This is a genomic window from Kocuria sp. U4B, from assembly GCF_054875615.1.
The window spans coordinates 2,876,192-2,893,325 of the sequence record NZ_CM142180.1; the positions used below are offsets into that span (position 1 = coordinate 2,876,192).

Consider the following 17,134-nt stretch of genomic DNA (forward strand, 5'->3'; position numbering starts at 1 on the left):
GGCGGCGCAACGCCCACGGCGCCCCCGCGAAACCGGCCCCGCCTAGCGTCGACGACGACGCCGACGACACCCCGCGCCGACACCCCTTGCCACAGGAGGCAGCCATGAGCACCACGTTCCCCGACCTCGCCCCCGACACCGCGACCACCAGCGCCACCGCCGCCGAGCTGGTCTGGCACGACGTGTGCGCCCTGGCGGACCTCGAGGTCCAGTGGGGCGAGGCCGCCCGCGTGGCCGGCCGCCAGGTGGCCCTGTTCCGCGTGGACGCCGCCACCGTGCTGGCCGCCGACCACCGCGACCCGCGCACCGGGGCCTGCGTTCTCGCCCGCGGCATCCTGGGCTCCCGCGGGGACGCCGTCACGGTCGCCTCCCCGCTGCACAAGGAGGTCTACGACCTCGGCACCGGCCGCTGCCTCAGCGGCGACGGGCCCGCGCTGGCCGTGCATCCCGTCCGGGTCAGCGCAGGACGCGTGCTCGTGGGCCTGGCCGGCGCGGAGGGCGGTGCCGGGGGAGGACCTTCGTAGAATCGGGCGCGTGGAGGAACGACAACGGGACGTAGGCCCCACCGGGGAGGGCCCGCCGGTGGACGCCCGTCGGCTGACGGGCGTCGACGCCGCCCGGGGCCTTGCCCTGGTCGGCATGGTGGCCGTGCACACGCTGAGCCTGTGGAACGACGAGACCGGGCGGGCCACGCTCGCCGGGCTGCTGTTCAGCGGCAAGGCCTCGGCCCTGTTCGTCACCCTGGCCGGGGTGGGCCTGGCCCTGGGCTCCGGGCGCCGCACGCCCCGCCGGGCCCGGGAGCTGGCCGCGGCCCGGGCCTCCCTGGCGGCACGGGCCGCGGTCCTCGCCCTCGTCGGGCTGCTCACCGGCTACCCCGAGCCGCCCGCGAACAACATCCTCGTCTACTACGCCGCCTACTTCCTGCTGGCGCTCCCGCTGCTGGGGCTGCGGGCCCGCGCCCTCCTCCCGCTCTGCGTGCTGCTGCTGGTGGCGGGTCCGCTCCTGCGCTGGTGGCTGATGGGCTCCTGGTCCCTCGCCGAGGACTCCACGGACCCCCACCTGCTGCTCCTGCTCACCGACCCCGGCACGGTGCTCCTGCAGGTGCTGCTCACCGGCGTCTACCCCGCCCTGCCGTGGCTGGCGTACCTGTGCGCCGGTCTCGCCCTCGGGCGCACGGACCTGTCGCAGCGGCCGGTGCAGATCCGGCTCGTGGCGGGCGGCGCGGTGCTGGCGCTGGGCTCCTGGGGGGCGTCCATGCTGGGACTGCACGTGCTCGGCGGGGAGCAGGCCGTGCTGCGGGCCGCCCCGTGGCTGACGGCGGAGGAGCTCGACGCCGTCGTCGCGGTCGGGCGGGGCACCGCGGTGCCCGACGACCCCTGGTGGCTGGTGGTGCCGGGGCCGCACACGACCACCCCGTTCGCCCTGGCCCTGTGCCTCGGGACGGCGCTGTGCGCGCTCGGGCTCGTGCTGCTGCTGGCCCGGGTGGCCGCCCGGGCCCTCGCCCCGCTCGCGGCCCTGGGCTCCATGACCCTCACCCTCTACGCCTGCCACCTGACGGTCCTGGGCCTCGGGGCGCACGAGGCGGCGCCGGCCGGGTGGTTCTGGGCGCAGGTCGCCGCGGCCCTGCTGCTGGCCGTGGCCTGGCGGCGCCACGTGGGCCCCGGTCCGCTGGAGCACCTCGCGGCGCTCGCCGCCCGGGCCGCCGGGCGCAGGGTGCTCGCGCGGGGCGCCCCGGCGGACCGGTCCTGAGACGGTGCCGGCGCCTCAGAGCCCCAGGACGGCCCCGAGCTCGCCGCGGATCCGCGTCAGCTTCCCTGCGGCGGCCTCCCGCGCGGCGGACAGCGCGGCCCGGTCCGCGACCGGGGCCAGCACCTCCAGGTAGCACTTGAGCTTCGGCTCCGTGCCCGACGGGCGCACGACCACGCGGGTGTCGTCGCCGGTGACCAGGCGCAGGCCCTCCGTGGGCGGCAGCCCGGTCCCGGGGGCGCCGAGGTCCGCGGCCTCGACCACGTCCGAACCGCCCAGGCTGGCCGGCGGGGCCTCGCGCAGCGCGGTCAGCATCGCCGGGATGCGCGCGAGGTCGGCCACCCGGATACTCAGCTGGTCGGTGGCGTGCAGCCCGTGCGCCAGCGCGAGGTCGTCCAGGACGTCCTGCAGGGTGCGTCCCGCGGCGCGCAGCTCGTCGGCGAGCACGGCCACGGCCACGGCGGCGCTGATCCCGTCCTTGTCCTTGACCACGTCCGGGGCCACGCAGTAGCCGAGGGCCTCCTCGTAGCCGTAGACCAGCCCGGGCACCCGGGCGATCCACTTGAAACCGGTGAGCGTCTCGTGGTGCTCGACCCCGGCCGCGGCCGCGATCCGGCCCAGCAGCCGGGAGGACACGATCGAGTTCGCGAACACGGCACCCGGGGCGTGGCCGCCGGGACGGGCCGCCGCGGCGTGGCCGAGCAGCGCCCCCACCTCGTCGCCGCGCAGCATCCGCCAGTCCGCGCCGCCGGTGCCGGGCAGCGGCACGGCGACCGCCACCCGGTCGGCGTCGGGGTCGTTGGCCAGCACGAGGTCCGCGTGCTGCGCCCGGGCGTCCGCGAGCGCCAGGTCCAGGGCGCCGGGCTCCTCCGGGTTGGGGAAGGCGACGGTGGGGAAGTCCGGGTCGGGCGCGGCCTGCTCGGCGACCACGTGGACGTCGGCGAACCCGGCCCGCCGCAGGGCCTCCGTCGTGGTGGCCCCGCCCACCCCGTGCATCGGGGTGAGCACGATCCGCAGGGGACGCCGCGTCCCGGCGGAGGCGGGGACCACGGCGTCGAGGTAGTCCTGCGCGACCGAGGCGGGCAGGACGGTCCAGCCCGCCTCCGCGCGGGCGATGCCGTCCACGGGGCCCACGGCGGCGATCTGCTGGGCGATCATCCGGTCGTAGGGCGCCACGATCTGGCAGCCCCGGGCGCCGGCCTCGACGGCGCGCCCGCCCAGGTAGACCTTGTAGCCGTTGTCCGCGGGCGGGTTGTGGCTCGCGGTGACCATGACGCCGACCTCGGCGTCGAGGGCCCGCACGGCCCACGCCAGCACGGGGGTGGGCAGGGCGGAGGGCATGAGCAGGGTCTCGATGCCGGCCGCGGTGAACACGGCGGCGGTGTCCCGGGCGAAGACGTCGGAGTTGTACCGGGCGTCGTAGCCCACCACGGCGCGCGGGGGACGGGCGGAGCCCGCGGCGCTGTCCACCGTGACGGCCGTGACGTGGGCGGCCAGGCCCGCGGCGGCGCGCAGCACGACCACCCGGTTCATCCGCATGGGACCGGCGCCCAGGGCCGCCCGCAGCCCGGCGGTGCCGAACTGCAGCGTCCCGGCGAACCGGTCGGCGAGCTCCGCCCGCGCCGCGGCGTCCCCGGAGTCCGCGGCCGCCAGAAGCTGCGCGAGCTCGGCACGGGTGGCCGGGTCGGGGTCGGCGGCGCTCCACGCGCGGGCGGCGTCGAGGAGCTCGGGCTCGGTGCGGGGGGCGGTGGCCATGGGGTCGGTCCTCCTGGGTCGGTGCGCCGGGGGCGGGTCAGAGTGCGGTGACGATCCGGGCCAGCAGCTCGGAGATCCGCGCGCCGGCGGCCCGGCCGGCCTCGAGCACCTCCTCGTGGGAGAGCGGCGTCGCGGAGATCCCGGCCGCCTGGTTGGTCACCAGGGAGATGCCGAAGACCTCCATCCCGGCGTGGCGCGCGGCGATGGCCTCGAGGGCGGTCGACATGCCCACGAGGTCCGCGCCGAGCACCCCGGCCATCCGGACCTCGGCGGGGGTCTCGTAGTGGGGGCCGGGGAACTGCGCGTAGACGCCCTCCTCGAGGGTGGGGTCCACCCCGCGGGCGAGCTCGCGCAGGCGCGGGGAGTAGAGGTCGGTGAGGTCCACGAAGGTGGCGCCCTCCAGCGGGGAGCGGCCCGTGAGGTTGAGGTGGTCGGAGATCAGCACGGGCGTGCCCGGGCCCCACGCGGGGTTCAGCCCGCCGCAGCCGTTGGTGAGGATCATGGTGCGCGCGCCGGCGGCGGCCGCGGTGCGCACCCCGTGGACGACGGCGCGCACGCCGCGGCCCTCGTAGTAGTGGGTGCGGGCGCCGATCACCAGCGCGTGCGTCCCGGCGGGGGTGCGGACCGAGCGCAGCGTGCCCACGTGTCCCTCGAGGGCGGGCGGGGTGAAGCCGGGGATCTCGGCGGCGGGGACCTCGGCGACGGTCTCGCCGATCAGTTCCGCGGCCTGGCCCCAGCCGGAGCCCAGCGTCAGGGCGATGTCGTGGGTCCGGACCCCGGTGGCGTCGCGGAGGGCGTCGGCGGCCTCGTGGGCGAGGGCGAAGGGGTCGTCCTGGGGGGTGCTGTGCTGTCTGTCCACCCGCCCCAAACTACCGCATGGGTGCGGGGCGCCGGGGGCGGGCCGGTCCCCGTGCGGCCGGGCGCCCGGTGCTGTCGGGCGCCTCTGCAACAATGGCACGGTGACTGCACACAGCGAATTCTCCATCCAGAAACTCGTCATCATCGGGGGCGGGCCCGGGGGCTACGAGGCGGCGCTCGTCGCCGCCAGCCTGGGCGCCGAGGTGACGATCGTCGAGCGCCAGGGGCTGGGCGGGTCCGCCGTGCTGACGGACGTGGTCCCCTCCAAGACCCTCATCGCCTCCGCCGACGCCATGACGCGCTTCGCCGAGGCCGCGGAGCTCGGGGTGCACGTGCGCGGCCGTGCGGAGAACAACGACATCAACGACCTCGCGGTGGACCTCGACAAGGTCAACACCCGCCTGCTGCGCCTGGCCGCCACGCAGTCGCGGGACATCAAGCGCGGGCTCGAGCGCGTGGGCGTGCGCGTGATCTCCGGCACCGGCAGGCTGCTCAGCCCCACCTGCGTGCAGGTCACCACCGACGACGGCCTCCAGTACGAGCTCGACGCCCAGGCCGTGCTCCTGGCTGTCGGCTCCTACCCCCGCGAGCTGCCCAGCGCGAAGCCGGACGGGGAGCGGATCTTCAACTGGAAGCAGCTCTACCACCTCCGCGAGGTCCCGGAGCACATGATCGTGGTGGGCTCGGGCGTCACGGGCGCGGAGTTCGCCTCCGCCTACCGGGGCCTGGGGGCCGAGGTCACCCTCGTCTCCTCCCGCGAGCAGGTGCTGCCGGGCGAGGACGAGGACGCGGCCGCCGTGCTCGAGAACGTCTTCGAGCGCCGCGGCATGAACGTGCTCTCCCGTTCCCGCGCGGAGGCCGTGGAGCGCACCGCCGACGGCGTGGTGGTCACCCTCGCCGACGGGCGCAAGGTCGCCGGGTCCCACTGCCTCGTGGCGGTCGGGGCGATCCCCGCGACCGCCGGCATCGGCCTCGAGGAGGTCGGGGTGGGCCTCACCGACTCCGGCCACATCAAGGTGGACGGCGTGTCCCGCACCACCGTGCCCGGCATCTACGCCACCGGCGACTGCACGGGCGTGCTCCCGCTGGCGTCCGTGGCGGCGATGCAGGGCCGGATCGCGGTGGCCCACCTCATGGGCGACGCCGTGAAGCCGCTGCGCACCCACCTGGTCGCCTCGAACATCTTCACCTCCCCGGAGATCGCCTCCGTGGGCGTGAGCGAGAAGGCGATCCAGGAGGGCACGTACCAGGCGGACACGATCATGCTGAAGCTCTCCACCAATCCGCGCGCGAAGATGATGGCCGTCGAGGACGGCTTCGTGAAGATTTTCTCCCGGAAGGGCTCCGGCACCGTGATCGGCGGCGTCGTCGTGGGCCCGCGCGCCTCGGAGCTGATCTTCCCGATCTCCATCGCGGTCACCCACAAGCTGCACGTGGACGACCTCGCCGACACCTTCACGATCTACCCGTCCCTGTCCGGGTCGATCTCGGAGGCCGCCCGGCGCCTGCACGTGCACCTCTGAGCGCCCGCCCCGGCGTTCCACGGCGAACGGCCGCATCCCCTCGGGGATGCGGCCGTTCGCCGTGGTGGGGCCGCGGTCAGCGACGGGTGACCACGTTCTCCATGTCGACGTTCTTGGTCTCCGGGGAGAACCACAGGGCGACGAGGGTGAGCAGCGCGCCGAAGGCGAGGTACAGGCCCACCGCGCCCACGCCGTGGTTGGCGTTGAGGTACACGGCGATGTACGGGGTGATGGCCGCCCCGAGGATGGACGCGACGTTGTAGGCGATCCCCGAGCCGGTGTAGCGCACGTTCGTGGGGAACAGCTCGGGCAGGATCGCGGACATCGACCCGAAGGTCAGGCCCATGAGGGTCATGCCGATGGTCAGGAAGACCAGCACGCGGCCCATGGCGACGTCGGCGCCGGTGCCCACGGCCGCCGGGTCCATGACCAGCCCGAAGCTCAGGCCGAAGACCAGGATGGCGGCGGTGATGACCAGCTGCGAGCTGCGCCGTCCGTAGCGGTCGGCGACCCACCCGGAGACGGGGACCATCGCGGCGAACAGCAGCACGGCGAGCAGCTGGAGGACCAGGAAGTCGCGGTAGGGGATGCCCAGCCCGCCGCTCTCCGGCTTGCCGATGCCGTAGGAGAGGATCCACGCGGTCATCAGGTAGAAGAGCACGTAGGTGGCGAGCATGATGAACGTGCCCTGGATGATCTGCAGCCACGAGGTGCGGAACACCGCGGTCAGCGGGGTCTGCACCTTCTGGCCCTGCTCCACGGCCTTCTGGAAGACCGGGGTCTCCTCCAGCCGGAAGCGCACCCACAGCCCGACGACGACCATGACCACGGAGGCCAGGAACGGGATGCGCCAGCCCCAGGTGAGGAACGGGTGCTCGGCGCCCTGCTCGGCGACCGAGACGAAGCCCATGACGAGGGTCAGCACCAGGAAGAAGCCGTTGGCGAGGATGAAGCCGAACGGCGCACCCAGCTGCGGCCACATGGCGGCGCGCGCCCGTTTGCCCTCCTCGGCGTACTCGGTGGCGAGCAGGGCCGCGCCGGACCACTCGCCGCCCAGGCCGAGACCCTGGCAGAAGCGCAGGATCGTGAGGATCAGCGGCGCCCAGATGCCGATGGAGTAGTAGGTGGGCAGCAGACCGATGAGGAACGTGGCGATGCCCATGGTCAGCAGCGCGCCGATCAGGGTGGCCTTGCGGCCGACCCGGTCGCCGAAGTGGCCGAAGACCACGGAGCCGATGGGGCGGGCCACGAACGCGGCGGCGAAGGTCGCCATGGACGCGAGCAGCTTGGCGGTGTCGTCCTGGCCCGTGAAGAACAGGGCGGGGAACACGGCCACGGCCGCGGTGGCGTAGACGTAGAAGTCGTAGAACTCGATCGTGGTGCCCACGAGGGACGCCATGATCACCCGGCTGCGGGGAACGCGGGCGGAGAGGGGGAGCGAGGGGGAGGACGACGCGTCCTGCCCTGTCACCGGTGAGGACATGGGAAAACCTCGGTTGTCGCGGCGGGTGGGGTCAGCTCCCGATAGTACGCGTGGTGTCCACATGGTGAATGGCAAGTCTCACATAGTGGAACAGGCGAGTTGCTCGGCGGTTCCTCGCCCACACCTCAACGGTCCTCCCGGGTCCGGCTCGGCCGGACCCGGGAGGACGAGGACCAGGAAGCGGGCGTCACCCGTAACGACGCACTTCGTGGAAGAAGGAGTCGATCGTGTGCAGGCCGACGGTGTCGGCGACCGTGTCATAGACATGCTTGCCCACCGCGAGGTCGAGCACTCCCAGGCCGAACGGCGAGAAGACGACCGTCCGGTCCGCCGGTACCTCCACGGCACCGGTCATCACGTCGTGGAGCGTGCCGGCGAGGAAGTCCCGCGAGCCGGTGAGCTGCTCGGTCAGGTGCACGGACGTCTGGGCCTTCAGGCAGTGGTCCACGTCGTCGACGATGTTCGTGGAGGCGAGGATCACCTCGGGCGCGAGGTCGCGCAGCGAGATGTGGAGCACGAGCGGGTGGTGGTCGAACCACGACGGCTCGGTGACGTGCGGTTCCCCCGCCGTGGTTGCGAACACGACCAGGTCGCTCGAGCGGACCAGCGACTCGGCGTCCTCGTGGACGGTGACCGTGCTCCCGGGTGCGGAGCGCTCGAGGTAGCCACGGAAGCCCTCGCAGCTGCCGGGCAGCAGGTCGAACACTCCCACCTCCTCGAAGTCCCACCCCGTATCCGCCAGGAACGCGTGGACGAAGCGGGCGATGAGCCCGACGCCGAAGAAGCCCACCCGGGTGGGACGGCCCCGCTCCCGGCTGAGCCAGTCCGCGGCCAGGGCCGCGGAGGCGGCGGTCCGGGAGGCACTGATGATGGAGCTCTCCAGGCAGGCGAACGGGTAGCCCGTGGCGGGATCGTTGAGGATCAGCACGGCGGAGGCCCTCGGGATGCCGAACTCCACGTTGGTGGGGAAGCTGGAGATCCACTTCAGGCCGTCCACGGCATGGGGTCCCCCCAGGGAGGCCGGCAGCGCGATGATCCGCCCCGTCGGTCGGTCCGGGAACCGCAGGAAGTACGACGGCGGATTCACCGTCTGCCCGCTCCCGTGCAGCCGGTAGGTGTCCTCCACCAGCGCGACGATCTCCGCCCGGTGTCCCTGCAGCACCTGATCGACCTCCGCGCCGGAGATGACCGCGAAGGTCGGGATGGTCGGTCGCCGTTGTGCGGCATCCTGCATCCGGTCCGTGTCGGTCCTGGGTGTCAGCGTCATCGTCCCTCCTCCTTCGAGGCCGCGCCCTGGAGCGCCACCGGGTCGCTCATGGCGACGAGGATCTCCCGCTCGCCCTCGTACGGCTCGCGGCTGTGAGCCGTCCGGACGTTGTCCACGAGCATCAGGTCGCCGGCACGCCACGGTTCGCGCAGCGTGTGCGACTCGTAGATTTCGTTCAGCATGGTCACCACGTCCTCGCCGATCGGGTCGCCGTTGCCGAACGCCGTCCTGAACGGGAGGCCGTCCTCCTCGTACATGTCGACGAGGTACTCGCGGACTTCCGGCTCCATCGTCCACTCGCTGAGAAAGCCGACCTGGTTGAACCAGCAGCGCTCCCCGGTGACGGGGTGACGGACGATCGCGGCACGGCGCTGACGCGTGCGCAGGCCGCCGTCCGGCTGCCACTCCAGCTCGATCCGGTTCGCCGCGCAGTAGCGTTCGACCGCTGCGCGGTCGTCCGTGCCGAAGGCGTCCGCGACGGAGGCGCCGATCTCGTCGTTGTAGTTGCGGATCAGCATCCAGCCGTCGCGCTCGAACCGCGCGACCAGCTCTGCAGGGAGGGCGCGCAGCACCGCCTGGGAGTCGGCGACTCCGGTCACGCCCCCGGCGGCCGGGGCGGTGAGGCAGGCGAAGAGCATCAGCCCGGGGGCGTGGAGCGTGTAGCTCAGCTCGTGGTGCATGCACATGGGCTGGTTCGCCGGCCAGGTGGCCGAGGAGTACACACCAGGCGCATAGGACCTGCGGGCGGCGAAGGCCTCCCGCTCGGTGATCAGCTCCGAGCCGACGGCCTGGAAGACGGACCCGACCTGCTCGGGACCGGACAACCCGAGGCCGCGCACGAGGACGGCCCCGTGCCGGGCGACCGTCGCCCGCAGCGCACCACGGTGCTGCTGGGCCCAGGACACCGCGTCGCCCGGGGGAGGGACCAGGGCCGTGGCCGGCGCACCCGGGCGCACGTCGACGTCGAGCTCCGGAGGGGCGGATGTGGCGGACATGGTGGTTCCTTCCGGTGGGATCACGTGCGGGCGGGCGAGTCGGCCGCGGAGGACCTGGAGTCCAGCTCCGTGGCGAGGTCGGTGAGGACCGGGTGGCTGATGAGGTCCTTGAGCGACACCGCCCGGTCCAGGGCGATGGCGAGCCTGACGGCGGTCAGCGACGTGCCTCCCCGGTCGAAGAAGTGGTCACGACGGTCGATCCGGTCCTCCGGTATGGCAAGCACGCGCGACCACGCCGCCGCCAGCCACTGCTCGGTGGGGGTGCGCGGAACCTCGAGGGAGCTGCCCTCGGGCTCGAGGTCCGCTGCCAGGGCGCTGAGGCGCTTGCGGTCGATCTTGCCGTTGGCCGTCAGTGGGAGGGCCGGTTGCCACTGGAACACCTGCGGAACCATGTACCGGGGCAGCGACCGCGCCAGGCGCTCGCGCACCGGGCCGGCGTCCAGCGGCTCGGGAGCGTGGTAGAAGGCGACCAGGTGCTTGCCCCGGTCCGGTCGCTCCGCCACCACGACGGCCCCGTCGCGGACTCCGGGGACCCGCAGGAGGGCGTTCTCGATCTCGCCGATCTCGATGCGGAACCCGGAGATCTTGATCTGGTTGTCCCGCCGGCCCAGGTACTCCAGTTTGCCGTCCGGTGACCAGCGTCCGTAGTCACCTGCCCGGTAGAGCCGCGCGCCGTCCACGTACGGGTCGGTGGAGTAGGCCTGTGCCGTCCGCTCCGGGTCGTTGATGTACCCCCGGCCCACGCACACCCCGGAGAAGGCGATCTCGCCCGGCGCGCCGAGCGGCACGAGCCGCTGCCGCTCGTCGAGGAGGTGGATCCGGACGTTGGGGATCGGCCGGCCCAGGGGCACGTGATCGCCCGCAGGCGCGACGCTCATCACCTCATGGTTCGTGTCGTCCGAGGTCTCCGTGAGCCCGTAGGCGTTGACCAGCTTGACGCCGGGCAGCACGTCGAACCAGCGGCGGACCAGCTCTCGCTTCAGGGCCTCACCGGTCGCCGAGACGCAGCGCAGGTGGGGCAGGGCGCGGGGTTTGCCCTCCAGGTATGCCACCACCGCGTCCAGGTACGACGGGACGACTTGGAAGACCGCGACCCCGCCCTGTTCCACCGTGTCGACGAACCGCTCGACGTCGAGGATCCGGTCCTGCCCGACGATGAGCGTGCGGCCGCCGACGAGCAGGGCCGAGACCAGCTGCCACAGCGAGATGTCGAAGCACTGGGGGGCGCTCTGGGCGACGACGTCGCCGGGGCCGATCCCCAGGTCCTCGATCTTGGCGTACAAGTGGTTCACCATCCCGTCGTGCTCGCACATCGCGCCCTTCGGCTCACCCGTGGAGCCCGAGGTGAAGTAGACGTAGGCGAGCTGGTCCGGGCGCACCTCGATGCCGAGGTCGTGGCCGGCGTGCCCCTCGGTCTCGACGTCCTCGACGAGGAGCTTCGCCACTGCAGGCATCCCGGTGAGCGCTGCGTCCAGCGAGGCGGTGCTGCCTTCCTCGGTGAGCACCATCCGGCAGCCGGCCCGGGTGAGCGTTCTGGTGATCCGGTCGGGGGGGAAGCGTGGTTCGAGCGGCAGGTACGCGCCTCCGGCCTTGAGGATGCCGATGACGGCGGCCATCCACTCCAGGTCCCGCTCGGCTACGACCGCCACGATGTCCTCCGCCTGCAGTCCGCGCGCGAGCAGGGCGCGGGCGAGCCGGTTGGCGCGGGCGTTGAGCTCCGCGTACGTCCACTGCCGCGTGTCCTGGACGGCCGCGATGCGCTCAGGGTGCTGCCGGACGCGCTCCTCGAACAGCTCGTGGAAGCGTCGCTGGGGCCGGGGTCGCACGGGCCCGGCCAGCTGCTCGAGCTGGAAGCACCGCTCGTCCGGACCGATCAGGTCGGCGTCGGCGGGCTCCACCTCGGGGTGGGCGACCAGGTGGCGGAGCGCGGTCAGGTGGTAGCCGGCGATCCTGTGGGCGGCACCGGCGTCGAGGACGTCCCGCCGGTACCGCAGGCAGAGCGCCTCACCGCCGGTCACAGGCCAGAGGGACACGCCGAGGACGATGCCCGCCGGCAGCTCGGCATCCGCGTCCTGGCGGGTGCCGAACACCACCTCGTACCCCGGGGAGGCCGCCTGCTGACGAGCCTGGTCCCGCCAGGGCTGCCCGGCGCGGGCCTGGACCTGCCGGAGGTTCGCCTCGCCGACCAGGGCTCGCCAGGACCGGCGGTCCAGATCGAGGCTGCACCGCCAGGTCCCCGCCGTGTCCGTGCAGCCGGTGGCGATCTCTGTCTCGCCCGACAGGGCTTGGAGCACCCTCGCGTGGGCCGCCAGCCAGATGGATCCTGGCGTCACCTCCCAGGCGCCGGCCAGCGTCTGCACGGCGGTCCGCAGGTCCTCGGGCACCGCCACCTCGGCCCGCTCTTGGCCCGCTCGGCGACCCTGCGTCCATCGGGGAATCTCCGTCGGTGCGACCTCCAGGAGGGCGGGCCGGTCGCCGGCCGGGTCCGGCGAGTGAGCGGCGACGGCTCGGCAGGTGGGCCCAGAGGTGGTGGTCATGACCGGAGCCTTTCAGCGGTGGCGGGGGATGTGGTGGCGGTACGAGCCTCGAAGGCCGGGTTGCCACTCCACACGGATCCCCGGGGGAGGGTCGTCCCCTTCATCACGAAGGAGTCGGTGGCGACGACGGCGCCGTCCTCGATGGTCACGCCGTAGTGGAGGAAGGCACCGACGCTGAGTGTGACCTCGTCACCGAGGACGTCGTGGTCGGACTTGAACATGCCGTCCTCCTGGGAATGGCACTGAATCGTGGTGCCGTTGTTCAGCGTGCAGCGGGAGCCGATCGTCACCAGGCTTCGCTCGATAATCGCGCAGCCGTCGTCGAAAACGCGGGTTCCCATCCGCACGCCCAGCAGACGCCAGACCAGGGGCCTGAACGGCGTCCCGTTGAAGATGGACAGGCGCCGGTTCGGCATCTGCAGCTTCCAGTACCGCTCGTGCCACCGGAAGTAGGGGTGGTATATGGAGCAGAGCTGGGGTTGGAGCCCCCGGGACCGTGTCACGAGGCGCTCGATGCCGATAGGCACCAGAAAGCTGATGAGGAGCATCACGGCAAACGAGGCGCTGAAGGCGAGGAAACCGAACCGGTCGGACAGCTCGGCGGCGGCTAGCACGGCCAGCATGGCCAGCGACGCTTCGAGCCATCGCGCCAGCATGAGGAGCGCCATCGTGCGCAGGTTGTGCTTGTTCTTGGCCGATAGGTCCCGGCGGAAGCGGGCGAGGTCTGCATGCTCCTCGGAAGGGGCGTCCCGCAGCACCGAGCGAGGGATCTCGAACGCCGGTGACCCGAGCAGGCCCACGTCGTGGCGCACCGGTCCGTCGACGGGGACCATCACCTTGGTCGCGAGCAGACAGTTGTCCCCGGTCCTGGCCCCGGCCGGATAGAGCACGTCATTGCCGAGGAAGTTGTGCGCCCCGATCGCGGCCCGGCTGACCTTGAACGACGTCGCCGAGTAGTCGGTGTTCATGAACGACACTCCGTCGGCGATCATCGTGCCGGTGCCTATCGTCGACAGGAACGGGTTGTCGTGTTTGAACATCGTGCCCAGGTTCGAGCCGGTCTGCTGGACCTGTCCCAGGTCGTACCCGATGGCCCGCACGTAGTTCACGACGTAGGAGCTGTCGCCGAACAGCTGTCCGAGCAGCTGGCTGTTGGACAACCTCCATATCGCTCGTTCCACTGCGTGCCGCAGTCCGAACAGCGGATACACCCTGTCGGGCTGGAGAGCGAGGTGGAGCACCCGCGGCACGGTCGTGATGATGACCAGCATGACGACCGTCCCCCCGAAGACGCCCACGGCGGCAAAGGCGACGGCGTCGGCGTAGAAGACCCAGTCGGTGAACGCGGACGGGTTCGCCTCCAGGAGCGCCGCGACGCGCGGCTGGGCCAGGACGACCAGCACGATCGCCAGTCCCAGCATGGTGCGGCCCAGCCCGATCATGGCAATGAGCTGTGACGTGGCGAACAGGCCACGGCGCCACGGCCGGTAGGGTAAGGCGGCGACCGTACCGAAGTCCACATCCGTGCGCCTGCCCGGCGACCCGTGCCAATGCTCGCCCTCGGGCACGACCTGACCGGTGTACAGCGTGGACCGGTGGCCCAGCTGTGCGCCGTCTCCCATCGCCGTGTCGATGTCCAGGACGCTGCCCTCGCCGACGATCACGTCCCGGCCCAGTGTCACGGCACCGATCTGGATGACGCCGCCGTGGGCGCGGTAGCCGTTGGCGAACACGTCCTTGCGGATCACCGTCCCTTCCCCGATCGTGAGCAGGTCGGTGCAGACCGGCAGGTGATTGGTCAGGATCGTCACGTTGCGGCCCACCTTGGCGCCCATGGCGCGCAAGTAGAAGGTGGTCACCGGGGCTCCGGTCATCCGCGCAATGGGCGAAGTGCGCATCAGGGTCTTGACGAGCCAGAACCGGAAGTAGTTGAGGCTCCAGATCCGGATCTGCTGGGGCCGGAAGCGCCCGATGAGGATCCATTTCGCCGCCACCGGCAGGATGCACAGCAGCACGAACGTCGCCGCCCCGAGGGCAACCGATCGCAGGTAGATCTCCCCGAAGCTCATCCCGTGGCCCAGCCAGTGGTGGTTGCCCGGTCCCGCGTCCGGGAACACCCACTGATACCCCACGACCACGAGCCCGCCGGCGAGCAGGCAGTAGCCGAGGTAGACGAGCACCTGCAGGGCCCCGCAGGTGACGTACTCCCACGTGCGCGCGTCCGGGGGCGGAGGGGTCGCCGGTACGGACGCCAGAACTGGCGCGAGCTCCTGCGGCTGGTCCTCCAGCGTTGGGCCCTGGACAGCCGCGGCGAGGGCGGAGATGCTTGGATGGTTGTAGACGTCCTTCATGGACACAGCCGGAAGGTCCGGCTGCTTGCGCACGCGGGCGCAGAACTTCGCCATCACCAGCGAGTCCGCGCCCAGGTCGTCGAAGAAGTCGGCGTCCACCGGCACCGGCTTCCCGCCCAGCACGTCGGACAGCACCTCGGCTAGCCGGGCCTGCACCGGCGCCGCCGGTGCCAGAGCCCGGGCCAGCGCCGTGATCGTGGGATTGCCGTAGACGTCCTTCATGGACACGGCGGGCAGGTCCGGCTGCTTGCGCACGCGGGCGCAGAACTTCGCCATCACCAGCGAGTCCGCGCCCAGGTCGTCGAAGAAGTTGGCGTCCACCGGCACCGGCTTCCCGCCCAGCACGTCGGTCAGCACCTCGGCTAGCCGGGCCTGCACGGGCGCCGGCGCTGGCTGCGCCGGTGCCAGGGCACGGGCCAGCGCCGTGATCGTCGGGTACTGGTAGAGGTCCTTGATCGACACGGCCGGCAGATCCGGCTGCTTGCGCACGCGGGCGCAGAACTTCGCCATCACCAGTGAGTCCGCGCCCAGATCGTCGAAGAAATTGGCGTCCACGGGGACGTCATCCCTCTGCACCACCGAGGCGAGATGCACCGCCAGCCGACGCTCGAGTGGGATGTCCGCGCCGGCCCCTCCGGTCGCCGGTGTGGACGGAAGATCGATCCTCGTGGGAATCGTGGGAATCGTGGGGACCGAGGACGTCGGCAAGGCGTCGGCAAGCTTCTTCACTGCGAAGGACTCCTCGGTGAGGAAGCGGCCACGGAGTCGGTCACGGGTGTGGCTGCCTGGTGCTGCGGCCCTGACACCGGGTCAGGGCGTCGACCAGCAGCTGCCGTCGAGTCGACGCCTGCGAGCGCGTCGGCCCCGAAGTGGTCGAGCACCCAGTCGGGCTGGTAGATGGTGTCCATGTACGGGCGGCCCAGGTCGGGGGAGATGGCCACCGCGGTGACGCCCCGAGCGCGGTGGCCGGCAAGCCATGTCATGGCGCCGTGGACCACGGTCCCGGAGGAGCCACCGAGCAGGAACCCGCGCCCGGCCAGGCGGTGGCAGGTGCGTACCGTGTCCAGCTCCTCGACGAGCACCACGTCATCGATCAGGGACTCGTCGAGCTGCGGCGGCCGCACGCTCATGCCGAGCCCTGGGATCAGGCGGGTGGCCTGCGGACCACCGAACGTGACCGATCCGACGGCGTCGACCGCGACGATCCGGACGTCCGGCCGGTGCTCCCGGAAGTACCGCGCGCATCCCATCAGGGTCCCTGTCGTCCCGGCTCCCACGAACAGCACCTCGAGCTCGGGGAACTGAGCGGCGATCTCGGGGGCGGTCCAGCGGTAGTGCGCTCCCCAGTTGCCGGGATTGGTGTACTGGTTGAGCCAGACGTACCGTTCGTCGGACTCGCACAGTTCCCGGACGTGGTTGAGCCGGGCCCCGAGGAGACCGTCGACGGGATCCGGCTCGGTGACCAGGTCGACCTGGGCCCCGAGCGACTCCATGAGCTGACGGGTCGCGGGGTTGCAGCGCGGATCGATCACGCACACGAAGCAGTAGCCCTTGCTGGCGGTGATCATGCTGAGCGCGACCCCGAGATTGCCCGAGGAGGACTCCACGAGCACGGAGCCGGGGCGGAGCACCCCTTCCCGCTCGGCTCGCTCGACCATCTCCACGGCGGGCTTGAGCTTGATCGAGCCGGCGAAGTTGAACCCCTCGATCTTCAGGTAGAGGCGGCGGTCCAGCACGCCCTCCAGGTCGACGAACAGGCTCTGCTCGTTGAACAGGTACGGATCCTTGATGATGGACATGATCTTCCTCGATCTTTCGCCATGCGTTCGGCCCATGAGGACGGCCCGGGGACGGCGGTTCGGATGCGGGTCGGCTCGTCACTGGGGTGATCAGTACCGCGGGGCTCTCCTCTCGGTGTGCCGATCAGCACGGGTGTGCGTCCTGCGGAGCGCCGCCTCGGCCGACCGGTACCCCGCCGCGCTGCGAACCTGGAGCGATCGGCGTCGGCCATGTCCGCCGCCCACGGCAGGAACCGCAGGACAGTGGTGCCCGGCCGACACCTCCCAGCCGACGCTTTTACGATCGCTACGTCCAGGATGGTGGGCGGGGGCAGGGGGGACATGGGCGACCAACGCCTATCTGGCGCCGGGCAACTGCCTATCTCGGGCCGGTGTGCTTTTTCCGGGGCTGCCCACATGCGGTGACTCCCGGGGCGGCTGTGGCAACCGGTGCGGAGTCCGTGGTGGGAACAGCGGCGGGGCGTGGGCGCCGACGACCTCCTGCGGTCGCCGGGACGGTCGGCGCCCGCATGCCCGAACGGCACACGCTCCGTCCCGGCGACCGCGATGAGCGGATGGGCACCGGGGAGGACACTTCTAGGCAGCGCTCGCCCATGTCTGCGCGTCGACCCAGGGGGCAGGCTGTGCGGACAGGTGTCGACTTCCCAGGCCCATGCCTCGTGTCCCAAGGAGAAGCCATGCCGGAGCCCGGTGCCCTGAGCGGGGAACCCCGTTCCCCGGCGCGCAACACCCCTTCAGTCTCATCGTTCGCGAGGTGGCGACCCCGTGCGGTCGACTCCTCGGGAAGAGTGGTGCCGTGGCCGCCCTGTCCCGTCTCCGC

General features: G+C 72.0%; 11 protein-coding genes. 3 read left to right on the plus strand and 8 right to left on the minus strand.

Translation table 11 applies throughout. The features are described 5' to 3' along the window. Window positions 1-104 precede the first annotated feature (104 nt). Both nirD and ACYSMR_RS13540 read left to right on the plus strand, forming a co-directional pair. Window positions 105-524, plus strand: a complete 420-nt coding sequence (gene nirD, locus ACYSMR_RS13535; RefSeq protein WP_461745904.1) for a nitrite reductase small subunit NirD — start codon at window positions 105-107, stop codon at window positions 522-524. A 10-nt stretch (window positions 525-534) separates the two neighbouring features. Continuing rightward, window positions 535-1,749 (plus strand): heparan-alpha-glucosaminide N-acetyltransferase domain-containing protein, encoded by a 1,215-nt coding sequence (locus ACYSMR_RS13540; protein WP_461745906.1) that lies wholly within the window; start codon window positions 535-537, stop codon window positions 1,747-1,749. 15 nt (window positions 1,750-1,764) lie between these two features. Here the strand turns inward: ACYSMR_RS13540 and ACYSMR_RS13545 are convergent, their stop codons facing one another. Together ACYSMR_RS13545 and ACYSMR_RS13550 are read right to left on the minus strand one after the other, a co-directional pair. Then, window positions 1,765-3,501, minus strand: a complete 1,737-nt coding sequence (locus ACYSMR_RS13545; protein ID WP_461745908.1) for a phospho-sugar mutase — start codon at window positions 3,499-3,501, stop codon at window positions 1,765-1,767. Between the two features lie 37 nt (window positions 3,502-3,538). Next, the gene (locus ACYSMR_RS13550) at window positions 3,539-4,360 is read right to left on the minus strand and encodes a purine-nucleoside phosphorylase (RefSeq protein WP_461745910.1); all 822 of its coding nucleotides are present in this window, start codon (window positions 4,358-4,360) and stop codon (window positions 3,539-3,541) included. Between the two features lie 100 nt (window positions 4,361-4,460). Between ACYSMR_RS13550 and ACYSMR_RS13555 the strand changes: the two genes are divergently transcribed. Further along, complete coding sequence (locus ACYSMR_RS13555) at window positions 4,461-5,882, plus strand: NAD(P)H-quinone dehydrogenase (RefSeq protein ID WP_251333064.1); 1,422 nt, start codon at window positions 4,461-4,463, stop codon at window positions 5,880-5,882. Window positions 5,883-5,958: 76 nt separating this feature from the next. Here the strand turns inward: ACYSMR_RS13555 and ACYSMR_RS13560 are convergent, their stop codons facing one another. The 6 genes from ACYSMR_RS13560 to sbnA form a co-directional block, all read right to left on the minus strand. Further along, window positions 5,959-7,365: an MFS transporter gene (locus ACYSMR_RS13560; protein ID WP_251333065.1), complete on the minus strand. Its 1,407-nt coding sequence runs from the start codon at window positions 7,363-7,365 to the stop codon at window positions 5,959-5,961. Window positions 7,366-7,552: 187 nt separating this feature from the next. Next, on the minus strand, window positions 7,553-8,632 hold the full coding sequence (sbnB, locus tag ACYSMR_RS13565) for a 2,3-diaminopropionate biosynthesis protein SbnB (RefSeq protein WP_461745913.1): 1,080 nt from the start codon (window positions 8,630-8,632) through the stop codon (window positions 7,553-7,555). Further along, entirely contained in the window at window positions 8,629-9,627 is a 999-nt protein-coding gene (locus tag ACYSMR_RS13570; RefSeq protein WP_461745915.1) for a TauD/TfdA family dioxygenase, read from the minus strand. The genes sbnB and ACYSMR_RS13570 overlap by 4 nt, the downstream gene beginning before the upstream one ends. A gap of 20 nt (window positions 9,628-9,647) precedes the next feature. After that, complete coding sequence (locus ACYSMR_RS13575) at window positions 9,648-12,164, minus strand: non-ribosomal peptide synthetase (RefSeq protein WP_461745917.1); 2,517 nt, start codon at window positions 12,162-12,164, stop codon at window positions 9,648-9,650. Next, the gene (locus ACYSMR_RS13580) at window positions 12,161-15,244 is read right to left on the minus strand and encodes a Pls/PosA family non-ribosomal peptide synthetase (RefSeq protein ID WP_461745919.1); all 3,084 of its coding nucleotides are present in this window, start codon (window positions 15,242-15,244) and stop codon (window positions 12,161-12,163) included. Before ACYSMR_RS13580 ends, ACYSMR_RS13575 begins: the two co-directional genes overlap by 4 nt. Then, window positions 15,241-16,314 carry a 2,3-diaminopropionate biosynthesis protein SbnA gene (gene sbnA, locus ACYSMR_RS13585; protein WP_461745921.1) on the minus strand — a complete coding sequence of 358 codons (1,074 nt, stop codon included), beginning with the start codon at window positions 16,312-16,314 and terminating at the stop codon, window positions 15,241-15,243. Before sbnA ends, ACYSMR_RS13580 begins: the two co-directional genes overlap by 4 nt. Between the last annotated feature and the right edge of the window lie 820 nt (window positions 16,315-17,134).